The 17,821-nt window shown below is 69.3% G+C and carries 13 protein-coding genes; 5 read left to right on the top strand and 8 right to left on the bottom strand.

What is annotated here, in order from left to right:
- The 7 genes from ACFY3V_RS06030 to ACFY3V_RS06000 all read right to left on the bottom strand — a co-directional run bounded on the left by ACFY3V_RS06030 (position 1) and on the right by ACFY3V_RS06000 (position 11,260).
- Complete coding sequence (locus ACFY3V_RS06030; protein WP_389770506.1) at positions 1 to 1,476, bottom strand: aspartate kinase; 1,476 nt, start codon at positions 1,474 to 1,476, stop codon at positions 1 to 3.
- A gap of 210 nt (positions 1,477 to 1,686) precedes the next feature.
- A complete protein-coding gene (locus ACFY3V_RS06025; RefSeq protein ID WP_389770502.1) occupies positions 1,687 to 2,742 on the bottom strand; it encodes an acyl-CoA dehydrogenase family protein in 1,056 nt (351 codons plus the stop codon).
- The gene (locus ACFY3V_RS06020) at positions 2,739 to 3,875 is read right to left on the bottom strand and encodes an acyl-CoA dehydrogenase family protein (protein WP_350942853.1); all 1,137 of its coding nucleotides are present in this window, start codon (positions 3,873 to 3,875) and stop codon (positions 2,739 to 2,741) included. Before ACFY3V_RS06020 ends, ACFY3V_RS06025 begins: the two co-directional genes overlap by 4 nt.
- Positions 3,872 to 4,684, bottom strand: coding sequence for an alpha/beta fold hydrolase (locus ACFY3V_RS06015; protein ID WP_389770497.1), 813 nt, complete (start codon positions 4,682 to 4,684; stop codon positions 3,872 to 3,874). Before ACFY3V_RS06015 ends, ACFY3V_RS06020 begins: the two co-directional genes overlap by 4 nt.
- A complete protein-coding gene (locus ACFY3V_RS06010; RefSeq protein ID WP_362896636.1) occupies positions 4,684 to 7,977 on the bottom strand; it encodes an amino acid adenylation domain-containing protein in 3,294 nt (1,097 codons plus the stop codon). Before ACFY3V_RS06010 ends, ACFY3V_RS06015 begins: the two co-directional genes overlap by 1 nt.
- A gap of 17 nt (positions 7,978 to 7,994) precedes the next feature.
- A complete protein-coding gene (locus tag ACFY3V_RS06005) occupies positions 7,995 to 8,171 on the bottom strand; it encodes an MbtH family protein (RefSeq protein WP_350942859.1) in 177 nt (58 codons plus the stop codon).
- Between the two features lie 5 nt (positions 8,172 to 8,176).
- Positions 8,177 to 11,260, bottom strand: coding sequence for an amino acid adenylation domain-containing protein (locus ACFY3V_RS06000; protein ID WP_389770492.1), 3,084 nt, complete (start codon positions 11,258 to 11,260; stop codon positions 8,177 to 8,179).
- A 929-nt stretch (positions 11,261 to 12,189) separates the two neighbouring features.
- Between ACFY3V_RS06000 and ACFY3V_RS05995 the strand changes: the two genes are divergently transcribed.
- From ACFY3V_RS05995 to ACFY3V_RS05985, 3 genes are all read left to right on the top strand, one after another.
- A complete protein-coding gene (locus ACFY3V_RS05995; RefSeq protein WP_362896632.1) occupies positions 12,190 to 13,350 on the top strand; it encodes an argininosuccinate synthase domain-containing protein in 1,161 nt (386 codons plus the stop codon).
- An 81-nt stretch (positions 13,351 to 13,431) separates the two neighbouring features.
- A complete protein-coding gene (locus ACFY3V_RS05990) occupies positions 13,432 to 14,415 on the top strand; it encodes an aldo/keto reductase (protein ID WP_362896630.1) in 984 nt (327 codons plus the stop codon).
- Positions 14,412 to 15,140, top strand: a complete 729-nt coding sequence (locus tag ACFY3V_RS05985) for a sulfotransferase family protein (RefSeq protein ID WP_350942864.1) — start codon at positions 14,412 to 14,414, stop codon at positions 15,138 to 15,140. Before ACFY3V_RS05990 ends, ACFY3V_RS05985 begins: the two co-directional genes overlap by 4 nt.
- 165 nt (positions 15,141 to 15,305) lie before the next feature.
- Here the strand turns inward: ACFY3V_RS05985 and ACFY3V_RS05980 are convergent, their stop codons facing one another.
- A complete protein-coding gene (locus tag ACFY3V_RS05980) occupies positions 15,306 to 15,902 on the bottom strand; it encodes a GNAT family N-acetyltransferase (protein ID WP_362896628.1) in 597 nt (198 codons plus the stop codon).
- Between the two features lie 204 nt (positions 15,903 to 16,106).
- Between ACFY3V_RS05980 and ACFY3V_RS05975 the strand changes: the two genes are divergently transcribed.
- Positions 16,107 to 16,802 carry a class I SAM-dependent methyltransferase gene (locus tag ACFY3V_RS05975; protein ID WP_362896626.1) on the top strand — a complete coding sequence of 232 codons (696 nt, stop codon included), beginning with the start codon at positions 16,107 to 16,109 and terminating at the stop codon, positions 16,800 to 16,802.
- A gap of 136 nt (positions 16,803 to 16,938) precedes the next feature.
- On the top strand, positions 16,939 to 17,550 hold the full coding sequence (locus ACFY3V_RS05970; RefSeq protein WP_362896624.1) for a DinB family protein: 612 nt from the start codon (positions 16,939 to 16,941) through the stop codon (positions 17,548 to 17,550).
- Positions 17,551 to 17,821: the final 271 nt, after the last annotated feature.

Genomic DNA, 17,821 nt, shown 5'->3' with positions numbered 1-17,821 from the left:
TCACCCGCCTTTCGTCTCTGCCGACCATCGGGCCGGAGATTCCAGGAGATGGGGTTGGGCCGGTCCCTGCGCGGTCGTGTCCCGGATCTCGCCCGTTCCCGCTGGAGCCTCGGCGCGGGCGTGCGGGGTTCCGCGTGCCGGTTGACCTGCGTGGGAGTAGGGGGCCGCGTGGGTGTCGCGGGGAGAACGACCCGGGTACGAGGAGAGGTCCGCGTGGGTGCCGCCGGGAGAACGACCCGCGTGGGAGTAGGGATCCGTGTGGGTGTCGGCGGAGAGGAACATCCGGTGAAGCCGTCTTACAGCGTTGAGCACCTCGTACTCGGCGCAGGTGATGGAGATCCGCCGGGTACGGACCGTCATGTCCCGCACCGTGACGCCGTGGGTCGCGAGCTCGCCCGGCAGGAGTCGCACCTGGGGGTGGCGGGCACAGAACCCGTGGCCGACCAGCGACACCTTCCCCACCGGCCCTGACCAGTGGCACTCGCCGAAGGCGCCCGCCGCGCGCAGGTCGGCGAGCACCCCGTCGACCTGGTCCTGGTCGGTGGCCTTCACGACGAACCGCAGGGAGTGACCGGAGCCGTCGGCGGCCAGGTGGTCGAGCATGTCCACGGACAGCGCGGGGTCGGCCAGCATGGCGGCGATCGTGGTGAGGGCGGTGGGGACGACCCCGTCGAGTCGGCAGCGGAGCTGACCCGTCCGGTGGGCGACGCCGACGGCGGTGAACCGCTCGCCGTCCGGCGGGGTGGTCGAGCGGGAGCCGGTCACCCAGGTGCCGGTGGTCTCGGTCGTGCTGGACCGGACGTGGAGGGGAACACGGTGGGTACCTGCGTACTGGACGCTGGAGTGGGCGAGCACCGTGGCGCCGCCCGCGGCCAGCTCGGCCATGTCCTCGTAGGAGAGGTGGCTCAGTTTGCGGGCTTCGGCGACGTATCGGGGATCGGCGGTGAACACGCCCTCGACGTCGGTGAATATCTCGCACACCTCGGCCCGTAGTGCGGCGGCGAGGGCGACGGCGGTGGTGTCGGAGCCGCCACGGCTCAGGGTGGTCAGCTCGCCGCTTTCCGCGGCGATGCCCTGGAAGCCGGTCACCACGGGGACATAGCCGGCCTGGATGCATTCGCGGATCAGTTCGGGGTGAACGTTGACGATGCGCGCGCAGCCGTGCACTCCGTCGGTGATGATGCCGCCGTCGCGGGCGTTGAACGAACGGGCGGGTACGCCCAGCTCGTGCAGCGCCATGGCGAGTGCGGCGGCGGAGGCCTGTTCACCGGTGCTGAGCAGTATGTCCAGTTCCCGGGCGTGCGGATTGTCGGTGAGGTCGCGTGCGAGTTCAAGCATGGCGTCGGTGGTGCCGCCCATCGCGGACACCACGACGGCCACGGATCCATCGGCGGCGGCTATGCGCTGCGCTGCGTGACTGATCTTGCTCACGTCACCCAGTGATGTTCCGCCGTACTTCTGTATCACCAGGCCCATCGTTCACTCCTGCGTCACGTGCTTCCTTGAGAACCATCCGGGCATGCTCGGCCGGGTTTCCGGCTCGACGGCCGGCGCGGCCGGTGCGGTCGAAGTGACCGGCCCCATCGGCGTGGCCGACACGGTCGGCCGGTCGACGCGCGAGGTGTCGTCGCGGCCGGGAGGCCGTTCCGCGGGTGCGGAACGGCCTCCCGGCCGCCGCGGCCTCCGTCATCGTGTTTCCCGGCTTTCGCGCCGCAGCCGGGACGGTGTGCCGAGCCGTACCGATTCGGCCGCCGCCCACCTGTAGTACAGCTGCGCGTCGTTGTCGGACCGCATGCCCGCGGCACCGTGGATCTGCATGGTCCGCGTCGTGACCGTACGGGCCAGGTCCGAGGCCGCCGCGAGGTTGGCCGCCGCGTGCGCGGCCGCGTCGCGGTCGTGCACCAGCAGGCGCGTCGCGTCGATGTGCATCGACAGCTCGCTGAGCCGGAAGGACAGGGCCTGGAACCTGCCGATCGGCCGGCCGAACTGGCGGCGTGTCCTGGCGTGGTCGACGGCGTGGTCGAGCGCCGCCTGGGCGAGGCCCACCAGATACGCCGCCTGGCGCACCCGCGCGTTGGCGAGCGCCGTCTCCCACGCGGCGGAGGAGTCGGCACGGGCCACCGCGGGCGTGCCCTCGAACTCGACCCGGTACGTCTCGCCCCGGCTCGTCTCCTCGTGGCGCCGCATCGTGATGGACGGATGGCCGGCACGCACGAGCGCGAGGCGCGGCCCGGTGGTGTCGGCGCCGCCCGCGTCGGCTCCGTTCATGTCGGCTCGGCCCGCGTCGGTTCCATCCGCGTCGGCTTGGCCGACGTCGGCTCCACCCACGCCGACCTCGCCCACGACGAAGTGGTCGACCTCCGCCGCGAACCCGACGAAGGCCCGTCGCGCGGAGATCGCACCGTCCTGGTCGGACCATGGCTCGGCCGCGACCGCGAGCGCCACCGGTTCTTCGCCGAGGTCGTCGGGGAACAGCTCCCGCGCGGTGAGCGTGTCGAGCAGCGGCCCCTGGTACAGCACCGACCCGAGCAGTTCGGCGAGCCGTACGGTGTCCGAGGTGTGCAGCGCACCGAGCCCGACCAGCCCCTCCCACACCATCGCGCGGGTTTCGCGGTTGTCGTCGTCGGTCTCCCCACCCGCCGGGCGAGGCCGATCGGTCATCCGCCGCACCAGCGGCGCCAGATCTCCGTCGAAGAAGTCGGCGAACGCCGTACTCTCCGCTCTGGTCTCCACTGTGGTCATGACGGCAACCCCAATTTCGATGTGGCGACGAAGAAGAGCATGATCTCCGAGGAGCCCTGGGCGAGCGTGAGTCCCGGAGCCTCGCGGAACGCGGCGTCGAAGACGCCCTCGGCGATGGCCTCGGGGTCGCGTGCGTCCAGCAGCGCCCGTGGTCCGAGCAGTTCGACCGCCGCCAGCGACACCTCCTTGGCCGTCTCCGACGTGTACCACTTGGCGGTCGCCGAGTGGACCTCGTCGGGCCGTCCCTCGTGCAGGTTGGTTATGCACCGCCAGGCCAGCAGGCGGGCCGCGCGCACCCGGGTTTCGAGCTGGACCAGCCGCTCCTCGCAGCCGGGCGGCGCGTGCTCGCGCAGCGCGGACAGGGTGCGCTCGGCCTTGGCCGAGTGGTCCAGCCCGGTGCGCTCCAGCGGGAGCACCTTGCCCAGCACCTGCCACCCGTCGTCGACGTCGCCGAGCACGTCCTCGGGCCCGAGCCGGATCCCGTCGAGCGTCACCAGGTCGAACCGCTCCTCGGACAGGTTCCACACCGGCTCGATGACCGTGCCCACGCTCTGCAGCGGTACCAGGAAGAGCGTGATCCCCGAGAAGTTCACCGGGCCGGTCGACGTACGGGCCGCGCACAGCGCGAACTCGCTGTGCTGCGCCTTCATGTTGTAGATCTTCCGCCCGTACAGGCGCCAGCCGTCGCCGTCCGGCTCGGCGCGCGTGGTCAGCGACGCGAGGTCGGAGCCGACGTCGGGCTCGCTGAACAGCACGTTGGCCGTGATCTCGCCGCGCGCCAGGCCAGGCAGGAACCGGTCCTTCTGCTCCGGCGTGCCGAACAGGTGGATGGCGTTCCCGACGATGTCGACGCCGAGCGAGTGCACGTTCTCGGGGACGCCGTGGCGGATCATCTCCTCGGTGAGGATCGCCTTCTCCACGATCGTGGCGCCCGATCCGCCGTACCGTTCCGGCCAGTTGATCGCGAGCCGGCCGAGCTTGCCCAGCCGCCGATGCACGTCGAGCAGGCCGCTCTCCTGCCCGTACGGCATCCGCCGGGACTGTGCGATCTCCGCGCTCACCGCGTCCTCGCACAACAGCCCGCAGACCTCTTGCCGGAAGCCGTCCTGCTCTGGCGTGAAGGCCGGCATCATCGGACACTCACCTCGCTTAATCTGTCACGCATCACGTCCGCCAGGGCTTCGACGTGTGCTGGTTGGAGCATGGTGTAGTGGTCGCCGCGCACCACCTGGATCTCGTCGGCGTAGGCACGCCAGCCGTCGAGCTTGTCCGGGTCGGCGTCCTCGGCGCACAGCAGCACCACCCGGCCGTCCACCCGGGTGGGACGGAACGTCAGGAGTCCGCGTACGTTCGCGGCGAACACCGGGAATCGTTCGGCCATCTCGGTGGTGTCCGGTTCCGCGCCCATCTCCGCGACGTCGGCGGCGAACCACGCCCGCAGCTCGTCGTCGCAGGGATGGGACGGTTCCTCGGGGAGGGCGGTGTCGAGCGCGAACGTCACCGCGACGTCGCCGTCCTGGCGCGCCATGTCGAGCGCCACCGCTCCGCCGACCGACCAGCCGCCCAGGTGCAGCGGCCCGTCGGGCCGGACCTCGCGGACCGCGGCGAGGTAGGTGGCCGCGAGGTCGGACAGCCGCCGCCCCTCGGTCACGCCGCCGTGCAGGCCCGGGTCCTCCAGCGCGTAGACGGGCCGGTCGTCGCCGAGCAGCGCGGCGAGGGTGACGTAGGGCGCCACCGATCCGCCCGCCGCGTGTACGAGGAACAGCGGTGGTTTCGTGCCCCCGTGACTGAGCGGCACCAGCGGAGACGCGGGCGGCCGCTCCTCCGCCGGGGCGGAGGGGGCCCTCCGCAGGGAGAGGGCCTCCTCCCGTTTGCGCCGGAGCCGGAGCCGGAGCAGCGCGTCTCGTTTCTCCTCCAGGGTGGAGGGACGCGAACCGCCCATCAGCTCGACTCTTTCAGCAGCCGGTCGAGTTCCTCCTCGGACAGATCGGCGACCTGAGCCTCCAGCTGTGCCACCTCGTCGTCGCCGAGCAGCGCGCGCTGCGCGTCGTCGACCTGGGCGGCGAACTGGCTGAGCAGCGGGTAGCTGAACAGCCGTCGCGGGTCGAGCGTCACCTGGAAGGCGTCGCGTACCCGCGAGATCATCTGGGTGACCTGCAGCGAGTTGCCGCCGAGGACGAAGAAGTTGTCCTGCGCGCCGACGCTCCCGGGGTCGAGGCTCAGCAGGCTCTGCCAGATGTCGGCGAGCCGGCGCTGCGTCTCGGTGGTCAGCTCGACCTGGCCCGCGTCACCCTCGGGGCGAGGGTCGGGCAGCTTCGTCTGGTCCACCTTGCCCGTGGAGGTGAGCGGGAGCCGGTCCAGCCGCACGTAGTCGGTGGGCACCATGTGCAGGGGCAGCCGCCCGGCCAGGTGTTCGCGCAGCGCGTCCGGCTCGAACTCGCCGACCACGTAGGCGGCGAGCCACGCCGACGTCGTGCCCGCGTCGCGTACGGTCACGACGCACTGCCGTACGCCGTCGAAGCTCTCGACGGCGTGCTCGATCTCGCCGAGCTCCACGCGCAGCCCGCGCAGTTTCACCTGACGGTCGACCCGGCCCAGGAACTCCAGGTTGCCTTCGCCGTTCCAGCGCGCCAGGTCACCGGTGGCGTACATGCGCTCGCCCGGTGTGGGGGCGAAGGGGTCGGGCAGGAACTTCTCGGCGGTCTGGTCCGGCCGGCCGAGGTAGCCGACGGCGAGACCGGCGCCCGCCATGTAGAGCTCCCCGGGGACGCCGACCGGCACGGGCCGCAACCTCTTGTCCAGGACGTAGGCGCGCTGGTTGTCCATCGCCCGGCCGATCGGCGGCGGCCCGTCCAGCGGCTCCGGCGGGCACAGGTAGTCCACGCACGTCACGGTGACCTCCGTCGGGCCGTATCCGTTGTGGAACTCGCGTCCCGGCTTGCGCCACCTGTTGACCAGGTCGGGGCCGAACGGCTCCATGCCGATGAAGCACACCCGCAGGTCGTCCAGGGCGGACGGATCGAGCAGCCCGAGCACGGCCGGGGGGATGTCGACCATCGTCACCCGCTCGCGGGCGAGCAGCACCTGCAGCGTCTCGGGGTCGAGCAGCTCCGAGCGCGGTGCGCCCACGATGGTCGCGCCGGCGGTGAGCGTCGAGAAGACGTCCGAGACGCTCACGTCGAAGGCGGGGTTGGAGAACTGCAGGATCCGGTCGTCCGGCGTCACCGAGAACATCCGCTGGAAGGTGGTGCAGAAGTTCGCGACCGCCCGGTGGGGGACCATCACTCCCTTGGGGGTGCCGGTCGAGCCCGAGGTGTAGATGACGTAGGCGGTGTCCTCCTGCGCCACGTGCACCGAGGGCGGCGAGGCCTCCCGGCCGTCGAGCGCGTCGGTGTCCAGCGGGATCCGCCCCACGTTCGGGGGCAGCAGGTCCACGAGGTCCGAGGTCGTGACGACCGCGGCCACGTCGGCGTCTTCGAGCTGGTAGGCGAGCCGCTCCGGCGGATACTGCGGGTCGAGCGGCAGCCACGCCCCGCCCGCCTTGAGCACGCCGAGTTCGGCGGCCGGCAGGTCGAAGCCGCGGTCGAGCAGCACCCCGACCACGCTCCCCGGCGCCACCTTGAACTCCTCGACGAGCGCGTGCGCCAGTCGGTTGGCGCGCTCGTCCAGCTGCGCGTAGGTGAGGTCCTCTCCGGCGAAACGCATCGCGACCGCGTCGGGCGCCTCGGCCACGCGCGCCGCGACCAGCTCGTGCAGCAGGCGTTCGTCGCGCTCGCCGGGCTCGGGGTTCCACTCGGTGAGCACGCGCAGGTACTCGCTGTTGGGCATGATGTCCAGCGAGTCGATCCGGGCGTCCGGCCTGGACAGCGCGTCGGTCATCACCGTCGTGAAGTGTTCCACCAGGCGCTCGACCCGCTCGTGGTCGAACAGCTCGGAGGAGTACTCGATCCACACGCCCAGTCCGCCGTCCGGCAGGTCGTTGATCTGGAACGTGAGGTCGAACCTGGTCGTCTCCGGCTGCGGGGTCAGCATCTCGACGTCCACGCCGGGCAGGCTCCAGCGCGCGATCATCGACTCGGGCAGCAGCGTGAACAGGTGCGCGACCAGCGGATTCCGTCCCGGAATCCGCTCCGGGCCGAGCTCCTCGATCATCCGGCCGAACGGCATGTCCTGGCGGGCCATCGCGTCCAGGACGGTGTCGTTGGTGGTGTGCACCAGATCGCGGAACACCGGATCGCCCCCGAGGTTCCCGCGGACCGCCACCGTGTTGGCGAAGAACCCCATCATGGGTTCGGTCTCCGAGCGGGTCCGTCCGGAGAAGACCGATCCGAGCGCGATGTCCTCCTGGCCGGTGTAGCGGTTGATCACGACCTGGTATCCGGCCATCGTGAGGGCGAGCAGGGAGACGTTCTCCGCCTGGGCCAGGTCGCGGATCCCTCGGGCGAGCTCGTCGGGCAGGCGGCCCTCGTAGATGCGGCCGGCCCCGGTGGGCGCCGACGGACGCTCCCGGTCGCCGCGCCACTCCAGCGGCTCCATCCCGTCCAGGGCGGAACGCCAGGAGTCGATCTGCTTGGCCGGCTCCTCGCTGAGCAGCCAGAGCCGCTGCCAGGCCGCGAAGTCGGCGGGCTGGAGGCTCAGCTCGGGGAACTGCGAGCCGCTCGGATCGGTGTAGCGGGCGGTCAGTTCCTCGGCGAACTGGCGCGAGGACCATCCGTCGATGACGATGTGATGCCACACGATGGACAGCACGTGGTCCTCGGGGCCCAGGCGCAGTACGGCGAACCGGTACGGCGGCCTGTTGCGCAGGTCGAACTCCTCGCGCACCTGGGCGTCGATCCATTCCTGGACGGACTCCTCGGTCCCGTCGACGACCGGCAGCTCCCACGTCTCCGGCGGCGGGTCGACCACCTGGAACGGCACGCCGTGCTCGTCGCCGAACCGGGTGCGCAGGCTCTCGTGCCGCGCGACGATTCCGCGCAGCGCCTCGGACAGGGCGTTCACGTCGAGCGGCCCGCGCAGGCGCATCGCGAACGGCACGTTGTAGACCGGTGCGCCCGCGACCATCTGGTGCAGGAACCACAGGAATCGCTGCTGCTCGGCGATCGCCATCTTGCCGGTGCGCGGGACGGCGACGATCCGTTCCCGTTCGGCCTTCTCCGCCACACGCTGGCGGACCTTTCTCTCCAGCAGGGCGCGTCTGATGTCGGCGACGTCACGCTCTTCGGGGTTTGCCATGATCTCCTTCTCCTCCTTCACCGTCGCACGCTCAGCGGTCGCAGATCGGTCCACACCCGCGCGATGTGTTCCAGGCACTCGCCCTTGTCGCCCTCGACCCCGGCCTCGCGCCAGCCGGGCGGGATCTCCCGGCCGGCGGGCCAGATCGAGTACTGCTCCTCGTGGTTGATCACCACGGCGAACTTCTCTTCCACAACGCCTACCTTTCTTGAGGTACGAAGGCGGAAATATCGGTTAGTTGACTGAGGTAGCGGTCGAGCGTCCCGAGCCCGTCCACCGTCGGCCGCGCGAGCGAGGCCGCGTGCCGGTCGAACCGCCGGGTGTCGAAGTGCCGGGAGCAGTCGGTGAACATCCGGTCGAACTCGACCGGCGCCGCGTCACGGCCGGCGGCCGCGGGCGGCAGCAGCAGGTGCAGCCCGGCGAGCCGCTCGTCGGGCTCGGCGATCGCCTCCAGGCGGTCGCGGAACCGCGCGTAGCCGACCCGGTCGAGCCCGCATCGGGCGGTGAGCACGTCGAACGCGTCGGCGAAGCGCAGCCTCGTCGGCCACAGCACGTGCATCGCGCCGTCGGGCACCTCGATGTCGCCGATCGCGGCGCCCGCCACGAACCGGCCGACCACGTCCACCGGCGTCACGTCGGCCTCGGCCTCCGTGGGGAACACGCATCCGGTGCGCGCGCACGCGTACAACAGGTTGTGCGCGAGTGAATCGGGGTTGGCCACGCCTGTCTTCCGGTGCGGCCAGACCTCACCGAGGCGGTACACCACCGAGCTGACGCCCTGGCGGTGCGCGTCGGCGAGCAGGTTCTCCGCGACGTACTTCGATCTGTTGTAGCCGTCCGCGGAGACCTGGTCCAGCACCGGGATCTGGTCCTCGGTGAAGCGGGAGGCGGCCTGCTCGCCGGGGGCGAAGATGCTCAGGGTGGACAGGGTGTGCAGGCGGGCACCACTCGACGCGAGTTTGATGAGCTCCTGCACGCCGAGCACGTTGGCCGGGCGGTGGTCCAGATAGCCGAACAGGAAGTTCACCGCGCCCGCGGCGTTGACGACACCGGAGACGGCCGACGCGATCGCGTCGAAGCGCCACTGCGGCAGGCCGAGCAGCTCGCTGCCCAGGTCGCCGGGAACGACCTCGACCCGTCCGGCCTTGATCGCCGCCGGTAGCTGCTGCCAGGCGGAGGTGAGCCCGTACCGGTCGAGGGCCTCGGTCAGCCGCCGGGCGCCTTCCGAGGGGTCGAGGCTCCGCACCAGGCAGATCAGCTCGACGTCGGAGCGGGTCAGCAACTCGGCGAAGATGTGCGCCCCGATGAACCCGGTCGCGCCGGTGAGCAGCAGCGTCCGAGGCGGGCGCCACGTCAGGTCGTGCTTGATGTAGGCGAGTTCGGCGCTGTCGTCGTCGACGCCCTCGGCCAGCCGCGCGGCCTGTGCGCGTACGGTCGACTCGACGAGCAGGTCCCTGGGCCGCACCGGCCTGCCCAGCCGCTCGCTGACGGCGGTGGTGAGCCGGTAGGCGCTCAGCGAGGTGCCCCCGTAGTCGGAGAAGGGGACGACCACCGAGACCTGTTCCCGCTCAAGCACCTCGCGCCACGCCGAACAGAGCAGTTCCTCCATCGGGTTGGCCGGCGGCTCGATGTGTTCGGCCGGACCTTCCTGCCGTGCCGTCTCGGCCACGATGAGCGCGGCCAGCGCCTTGCGGTCCGCCTTTCCGTTGCGGTTGAGCGGGAGCGCGTCGAGCACCACGATCCGGTGCGGGACCTGTTCGGCCGGTAGTTTCTCCGCCGCGTACGCGCGAAGTTCCTCCACGGAGGGTGTCTCGTCCGGTGAGCGGGGCGTGACGCAACCGACCAGGGTGGCCTCGGGCGCCTCGCCGAGCACGACCGCCATCGCGTCGCCGACGAGCGGATGGCCGGCGAGGGCGGAGGTGACATCGCCGAGTTCCACCCGTACCCCACCGATCTTGACCTGCTCGTCGAGCCGGCCGTTGAAGTGCAGCAGCCCGTCCTCGCCGACCCGCGCCAGGTCGCCCGTCCGGTACAGCCTCTCGCCGGGGATCTCCGGGAACGGGTTGGTCACGAGCACCCGCGCGGTGCGCTCGGGATCGTTGAGGTAGCCCGCTCCGACGCACTCGCCGCCGAGGTACAGCTCGCCGGGGGTGTTCTTCGGGAGGGGCCTGAGATCCTCGTCGAGGACGATCGCGGCGGTGTTGTCGATGGGGCGCCCGAGCGGGATCCGGTCGACGTCGGCGTCCGTGACGTCGTGGAACACCGACCCGATCGAACACTCCGTCGGCCCGAACGTGTTGGTGACCTCGAGGTCGGGCAGCAGCGCGCGCAGTCGGTGCACCACGGCGGGACCGGCCGTCTCCCCGCCGATCAGCATGCGGCGCAGACTCGACGTCGCGGTGCGCAGATCCTCGCGCGTCTCCAGCAGGGAGACGAACGCCGTGAGCACCGAAGGGACGAAGTCGGTCATCGTGACGCCGTAGCGGCCGATGGTCATCGCGGTCTCCTCAAGGTCGAGGATCCCGTCGCGGTCCGGCAGCACGACCTGCCCACCCGATGTCAGCGGCCACAGCACCTGCCACATCGAGGAGTCGAACGTGGACCGGCTGTTCTGCAGCGTCACGTGACCGGCCCCGTCACCGAACCGGCGCGACATCGCGGTCAACCTGTTGACCAGGCCGCGGTGGTGGTTGAGCGCGCACTTGGGCGTGCCCGTCGAACCGGAGGTGTAGAACCCGTAGATCAGGTCTTCCGGCCCGGGTGCACGGTCGGCGGGCGGCGGTTCCAGGTCGGCGGGATCACGCGGCGGTTTCGAGCAGTCGACGATCACCGTCGGAATGGACAATCGCAGTTCGGTGATTGTCTCCACCGTCGCCGGCGACGCCAGGACGGCGGGTGGCGACAGTTCGGCGACGATCGTCCTGAGCCGGTCGATCGGCCAGGAGGGATCCAGCGGAACGAACGCCGAGCCCGTCTTCATCACTCCGAGGAGCGCGGCCGGGAATTCGTGCCCTTCCGCTATCAGTACGGGTATCAAATGTCGTGTCAGTACGCCGTCGCCGATCAGTCGATTGGCCGTTGTATTGGCTGCGGCGTCGAGGGCGGCGTAGCTCATCGTCATGTCCCGATAGCGAATCGCGGGACGGTCCGGTGCGTTCTCCCGCTGTTCGTGGAACAGGTCGAGAACTGTGCTTTGCCGGGGGAACGCATGCTGCGGACCCAGTGATAAGTGAACGGCGGTTCGGGCATCGTCAATTAAGTGCGTCTGCTGATGGCTTGACATCGTGCTTCCATGGTCTCGGCTGGCAACAGGTCCTCTGTCAGGCAGATCGATCACTATTCAGCTAGGCGGGCTTCAGATAGCCGTGGCCGATTCTCGGCGAGCGTCACAAGGGTGGCGAAGGGGTGTTCACCGCGTTTTTCCGGCGCGCCTGGCGACTGCTCGGCTCTCGGTCGAATATGCGAAGTCGATAGGTATTCGTTCCATGACGGCTCGTGCGTGCGGTGACCACGCGTTTCCTCCCAACGCCAGTCGGTTTAGGTGCTGAACAAAATATTAAGTAACCGTCGTTAACTAATTTACGGGTTACTTCCATAGTGGGACACCTGCTCCGGGTTCGCAAGCTCGGGCGTCGCTGCGGTCGGCTGAAAGTAGCTGTGAACTGGTGAAATGGGCGCCAGGCTCGCATGGAGCGGCGACGGGCGTCCGGGCGACTCCTCGTCGTGGCGGCTTCGCGTCCCCATCCGAATCGGTGACAACACAAACGCTGATTCCGGATGTGCGGTCCGACCACCCGGAATGCGGAACAAAAGGCTCCGGTGCCGGTGCGACAGGACGTCGTCGTCCAGAGGGGGTGTGAAAGGCATGTCCGTCCGTACCCAACCCGATGCCCGCTAATCCACCGATCGCGTTTTTCTGTCAGATCCGCTCGAAAATGGACGATGACCAGCGGAGGACCAAAGAATGATCAATGCGACATCGCGGCCGATGAATTATCGGTGGGCAATCCGGGGCACCTCCCGGCGCTCTTGATCGACTTAACCGAATGGCCTGTAAGGGCGTCCGTAAAGATCGCTTCCGGCCGCCGGGATTCGATGCGGAGTTCGTCGGCCCGCAAGGAGTGAGGGATTGTCGTGCATGGGTAGTGTGGGTGAGTGTCGGCTTATTGATCATCGCGTCGCATCTCGCCCGGCGGGATATAGGAGGAGGCTGTGGAGCAGGTCAACGACAACACGCGGGTCGGATTATTCCAATCGGGAGGGCTCTCCTCCCTCGCCGTCGGAGTCTGGCTTCGCGAGACGTCCACTCCGGCGAGGCACTATCTCGCCGATATCGGTCAATCAGATATCGCGAATATGGACGCACTCGTTTCTTCTCTGCGAAGTTTCGGAGACGAGGTCGTCGTTATGGATTTACGATCGTCGATGGCCTCCATGGCGTCTGACCTGCTGCGGTACAGCGCCCGTCACGACGGCGGGTACTGGAACACGACCGGCGCGTCCCGCTTCGTGCTCGTCAACGAGGTCCTGCCGAGGATGCGGGCGGACGGATGCCGGACGTTCGTCCACGGCTGTGTCGGCGGGGGCAACGACCAGCGCCGGTTCGCGCGCTACGGCACCCAGGTCGCCCCGGAGATGTCCGTCGTCGAGCCGTGGACGAGCCCGCGGGCGCTGGAGAGGTTCCCCGATCGCGGCGCGATGCTCGCGGCGGTCACCGAGCACGGGCTGCACCTCGACCACGGCAGCGGCGCCGACCGGTCCACCGACGCCAACCTCGCGGGCATCTCGCACGAGTCGGCCGAGCTGGAAGACCTGGAAACGCCGGTCACCCGCCTTCGGCCGCGGTGGAGCCGATGGCCGGGGGATACCTCCGCCGAGCCCGAGACCGTCACCGTCGTCTTCCACGAAGGACGCGTCGCCGACGTCGACGGCAGCGGGCCGAACCCGGTCGAGTGGATGACGCGGGCCAACGAGATCGGGTCACGGCACGGCGTCTGGCTTCGTGACGTGGTCGAACGGCGCATCATCGGCACGGTCTGCCGGGGCGTCTACGAGGCGCCGGGGCTTGAGCTGCTCGAACGCGCGTGGACCCGCGTCCTGCAGGCCGGCCTCGACGCGGCCGGCCGCGAACTCTACGACCGGCTGGCAGGCGTTCTGGGCGCCGCGCTGTACGAGGCACGGTGGCTCGATCCCGCCGCGTACGCGGCACGGGACGCGATCGACCGGCTCGTCGGCGAGCTCGGCGGCAGCGTGACCCTCTCCGTCCACCGCGGCGTCGTCAGGGTCGAGCGGATGAAGGTGGCCGGTCACGTGGTGCAGCAGACACGGTTCGGCTCGGGCGGCAACCGCTGGAGCGAGGTGGTCGCCGTCTGAAAGGACCGTCCGAAAGAACCGTATGAACGAGCCATCTGAATGAGCTGTCTGAACGAGCCGTCTGGATGAAAGGAGGAGGCGATGCGTGAGCGTCGATTCGGCCGGCTGGGCTGGATGGTCGGCGACGTCGGCTACGGAATGTGGGGCATAGCCGGAGGCGAGGGCGGATGGACCGGCGCCGACGGCGAGACGGGCGACACCGCGTTGGACGAGGCCGTCCGGCTCGGGTGCGACTTCTTCGACACCGCCTGGATCTACGGCCGCGGGGAAAGCGAGAGGATGCTCGGCGAGTTGGTGCGGAGGCACCCGGAGCGTCGCCTGCGCATCGCGACCAAACCCCCGCCGAAGGATCGCGAGTGGCCGTCCACCCGAGACTCCAAGCTGTCCGACGTGTACCCGCCGGACTATCTCTGGGAGTGCCTGCACCGCAGCCTCGAAGGGCTGGGCACCCCGTCCGTCGACCTGTTCCAGTTTCACGTCTGGGAGGACGCCTGGGCACACGACGCGGCCTGGCAGGACGCCGTCATCGAGATGAGGGAACGCGGGCTGATCAAAGGCGTCGGCATCAGCGTCAACCGCTGGGAACCCTGGAACGTACTGGAGACTCTGAAGACCGGGCTGATCGACGCGGTACAGGTCATCTACAACATCTTCGACCAGGCCCCGGAAGACGAACTCTTCCCGGCATGCCGTGAGCTGGACGTGGCGGTGATCGCACGGGTGCCCTTCGACGAGGGCACGCTCACCGGCACCCTCACCCGCGACACCCGCTGGCCGGAAGGCGACTGGCGCAACACCTACTTCGTACCGGAGAACCTCGTCGCGAGCGTGGAGCGCGCCGAACGGCTGGCGCGGATCGTGCCCGAGGGCATGACCATGCCCGAGCTCGCCCTGCGCTTCATCCTGCGGAACCCCGACGTCACCACCGTCATCCCCGGCATGCGCAAGCCCGCCCACGTACGCGCCAACATCGCCGCCAGTGACGCCGAACCCCTGGGTGAGGAGCTGATGGCGCGGTTGCGCGAACACCGCTGGGACCGCCGGCCGACGGCGTGGTCGCAATGAGCGCCGCGTCGAAGCCCATCGTGCTGTGGGCCGTGCCCCGATCCCGGTCCACGGCGTTCCTGCGCATCATGCTCGAACGCGGCGACCTGGAGGTGGCCCACGAGCCGTTCTCGTACCTCCAGACGGACGGTCACTTCGAGTTCGCGGGCAGGCGCGCCACGTCGGCGATCGAGTTGCTCGATGCGATGCTCGAGGTGAACGCCGAAGGGCGGCGGGTGTTCGCCAAGGACACCTCCGACTACACCTACACCCCGCTGTTCGAGGACGAGCGCCTGTTCGGCGACGTGATCAACACCTTCATGATCCGGGAACCGCGGAGCGCGATCTCCTCGCACTACGCCGTCAACCCCGAGGCCACCCTGGAGGAGTACGGATTCGAATACCTGCACGCCATCTTCGACGCCGTGCGGTCGGCGACCGGCGAGATCCCCCTGGTGATCGACGGCGACGACCTGGTGGCCAGTCCGGAGGCGACGGTCCGGGCGTACTGCGAGCGGGTCGGGCTGGAGTTCATGCCCGAGGCGATGCGCTGGGACCCCGGCCAGCAGGCGAACTGGCAGCGTACGAACCGGTGGCACGCGGAGGTGGCCGAGAGCAGCGGGCTCGTCGCCAAGGCGCCCGAGCGGCGTGAGACGCCCGACACCAACGAGCACCTGCGCCGCGTCGCCGAGCATCACCAACCGTTCTACGACGAACTCGCGCGCCACCGCCTCACCTGCGGGTAGGGCCGGGGAGCGGTGACGTGCCGGTGTCGTGACGCGAGCGCGTGCCACCGTCCTACCGGCCGGTGGCAGAGGGCGGTGACGTGCCGGTACGTCGTGACGCGGGCGTGCGTCCCGCTCCGCCGGACGCACGAGAGGGATTCACCGGTCGACCGATCATGCGGGGCATCACCCCAGCTTCCGTCGCATGATCGGCCGATCGTCGCGGGGACGGGCCACCTCGGAGAATCCGGCGTCGAGGAAGGCGCTCGCTATTCCCGTCATCGCCGTGTCCGCACCCGCGCGTTTCCCTTCGCGAGGCTCGACCGGATAGCCCTCGGCGATCTCGTAGCCCGCGGAGGCCGCGTAGTCGCAGACGGCCTCCAGAACGGCCGGCAGCAGCCCGGAGCCGCGATGTCTCTTCTGGACGTAGACGCACGCGATCGCGCAGACCGGCTCGTCGTCGACGCTCGCGAGGAGCGGCGAGCGCTCCAGCCGGGGGAACGACGAACGCGGCCCGAGCGAGCACCATGCCACCGGCGTGTCGTTTTCGTAGACGACCACGCCGGGGGCCGGGTCACGCTGGGCGAGACGACTCATCGCCTTCTTGTTCCCCTCGCCCTTTCCTTCCGTCCACTCCGCGATGGACAGCCGCCAGTGCATGCACCAGCACCCGCGGGCACCTCCGTTGCTCCCGAGAACCGTCTCGAAATCGCTCCAGGTCTTCTTGGACAGCTCTTTGGCGGTGAGGGGGCCGGACGCTTTCCGATCGCTGCGGGTGGTCATCTCGAATCCTCCGACTGGGGTTGAAGGCTTGACGTACGTGAGCGGTTCCTGGCGCGCGCCTCCGAATGCGAATAACTGTTATAGCGTTTTTACAGGTTACTATAAGTGGGGCGTGGGCGTAGGGAGGAGGGCCGTCGGCGCCGACCTCGTGTCGCCCCGGAAATTCGTTCGCGGACGAACGGCCGTCGTCGTCATGATGTGTCGATGCCTCAGCAGACCGCGTACCACGACGCCCTCGGCGACTACTTCGCCGGCCACGCCGACATCAGCCCCTACAACGCCTACACCGATCGGCCCGCGATGCTGGAACTCGCGGGTGACGTCGCCGGTGCGAGGGTCCTCGACGTCGGCTGCGGAGGCGGGCACTACGCCGCCGACCTGCTGGCGCGGGGCGCCGAGGTGGTCGGTGTCGACGGCAGCGCCACGCTGCTGGAGCACGCGCGGGCACGGGTGGGCGAACGGGCCGAGTTGCGGCTGCACGACCTGGAGGAGCCGCTGGACTTCGCCGGCGACGCGTCGTTCGACGGTGCCGTGTGCGCGCTGGTGTTCCACCACCTCACTCGTCGCGCGCAACTGCTGGGCGAGTTGCGCCGCGTGCTGCGGCCCGGCGGGTGGCTGCTGGTCTCGACGACCCATCCGACGGCCGACTGGCGCCACTTTGGTGGCTCGTACTACGCCGACGACTGGGTCGATCTTCCCCTCAAGAGCGGCTCGTTCTCCATCCGCTACCAGCGCATGCCGCTGGAGACGTTCCTCGGTGAGCTGCTGACCGCCGGATTCGTCCTGGAACGGCTCGTCGAGCCGCGACCGGTACCCGGCCTGCGAGAGATCGACGAGGCCAGATACGACAAACTGCACCGGACGCCGTCCTTTCTCTCCGTCAGGCTGACTCGTCCCTGACGTGTGGACGACGGAGCCCCTGTCGAGGGCGCACAGGCGCGGCTTTTTCGGCATGGGGCGGTAAGGCGACGAGCGCCTGTCCGGAAGGTTCAGGGCCCCAGGCTGCCGTCGGCGCCGGAGTGGAAGGATGTCCGCCATGGCTGAATCGGACATGAAGTCGGACCTCCACCACTACCTGCGGACCGCCCGCGAAGCCCTGCTGTGGAAGCTGGACGGGCTCTCGGAGTACGACATCCGCCGCCCGCTGACGTCGACCGGTACGAACCTGCTGGGACTGGTCAAACATGTGGCCAGTGTCGAGCTGGGATACTTCGGCGAGACTTTCGGGCGGCCGTCCGCGGAGCCACTTCCCTGGTTTGAAGACGGAGCAGCACCCAATGCGGACATGTGGGCGACCGCCGATGAATCGCGCGAAGAGATCGTCGGGCTGTATCACCGCGTATGGACGCACTCGGACGCGACGATCGAGGCATTGGCGCTGGACGCGATCGGCCGGGTGCCGTGGTGGCCGGATGACCGGAGTCAGGTGACACTGCACCGGATCCTGATACACATGATCGCCGAGACGAACCGCCACGCCGGACACGCCGACATCGTCAGGGAGATCATCGACGGAGCCGTCGGACTGAGTAAGAACAGAGATGCCATGGCACTGGGTGACCAGGGATGGTGGGAGGGCTACCGAGACCGGTTGGAGCATGTCGCGCGAGAGGTCGGCGGGGAAGCCGAGCCTTCGGTGCGGCCCTAGGGACCCGGGCACCCGGCCACGTCATAGGTCCGCGGTTCGATACCGCCGTCCCCGTGGAGTGCGTTCCCCGATCCCGTGATCGCGACGGCAACGGGGATCCCCGTGAGGGCCGTAGCGCAGCAGCGAGACAGCGAGATCGGGGTGGGCGGCAGCCCAGACGTCCACCTCCGGGGCACCTCAGCCATTTCAGACCGCCATGACCACGGCGACACGCTCGGACGCACCCCGAAGCCACAATCGGGCGGGACCGAACCTTTCGACATGTCACCGG

The sequence above is a fragment of the Streptosporangium sp. NPDC000095 genome, from assembly GCF_042899335.1.
In the GTDB taxonomy this organism is placed as follows: Bacteria; Actinomycetota; Actinomycetes; order Streptosporangiales; family Streptosporangiaceae; genus Streptosporangium.
This window is presented reverse-complemented; position numbering and strand designations above follow the sequence as displayed.

Bases quoted from the DNA above. Each gene is read 5' to 3' on its own strand.
- ACFY3V_RS05975 (WP_362896626.1), top strand. From the start codon at position 16,107: ATGCCTCAGCAGACCGCGTACCACGACGCCCTCGGCGACTACTTCGCC.
- ACFY3V_RS05980 (WP_362896628.1), bottom strand. From the start codon at position 15,902: ATGACCACCCGCAGCGATCGGAAAGCGTCCGGCCCCCTCACCGCCAAA.
- ACFY3V_RS06025 (WP_389770502.1), bottom strand. From the start codon at position 2,742: ATGACCACAGTGGAGACCAGAGCGGAGAGTACGGCGTTCGCCGACTTC.
- ACFY3V_RS06015 (WP_389770497.1), bottom strand. From the start codon at position 4,684: ATGGGCGGTTCGCGTCCCTCCACCCTGGAGGAGAAACGAGACGCGCTG.
- ACFY3V_RS06010 (WP_362896636.1), bottom strand. From the start codon at position 7,977: ATGGCAAACCCCGAAGAGCGTGACGTCGCCGACATCAGACGCGCCCTG.
- ACFY3V_RS06000 (WP_389770492.1), bottom strand. From the start codon at position 11,260: ATGTCAAGCCATCAGCAGACGCACTTAATTGACGATGCCCGAACCGCC.
- ACFY3V_RS05985 (WP_350942864.1), top strand. From the start codon at position 14,412: ATGAGCGCCGCGTCGAAGCCCATCGTGCTGTGGGCCGTGCCCCGATCC.
- ACFY3V_RS06030 (WP_389770506.1), bottom strand. From the start codon at position 1,476: ATGGGCCTGGTGATACAGAAGTACGGCGGAACATCACTGGGTGACGTG.
- ACFY3V_RS05970 (WP_362896624.1), top strand. From the start codon at position 16,939: ATGGCTGAATCGGACATGAAGTCGGACCTCCACCACTACCTGCGGACC.
- ACFY3V_RS06020 (WP_350942853.1), bottom strand. From the start codon at position 3,875: ATGATGCCGGCCTTCACGCCAGAGCAGGACGGCTTCCGGCAAGAGGTC.
- ACFY3V_RS05990 (WP_362896630.1), top strand. From the start codon at position 13,432: ATGCGTGAGCGTCGATTCGGCCGGCTGGGCTGGATGGTCGGCGACGTC.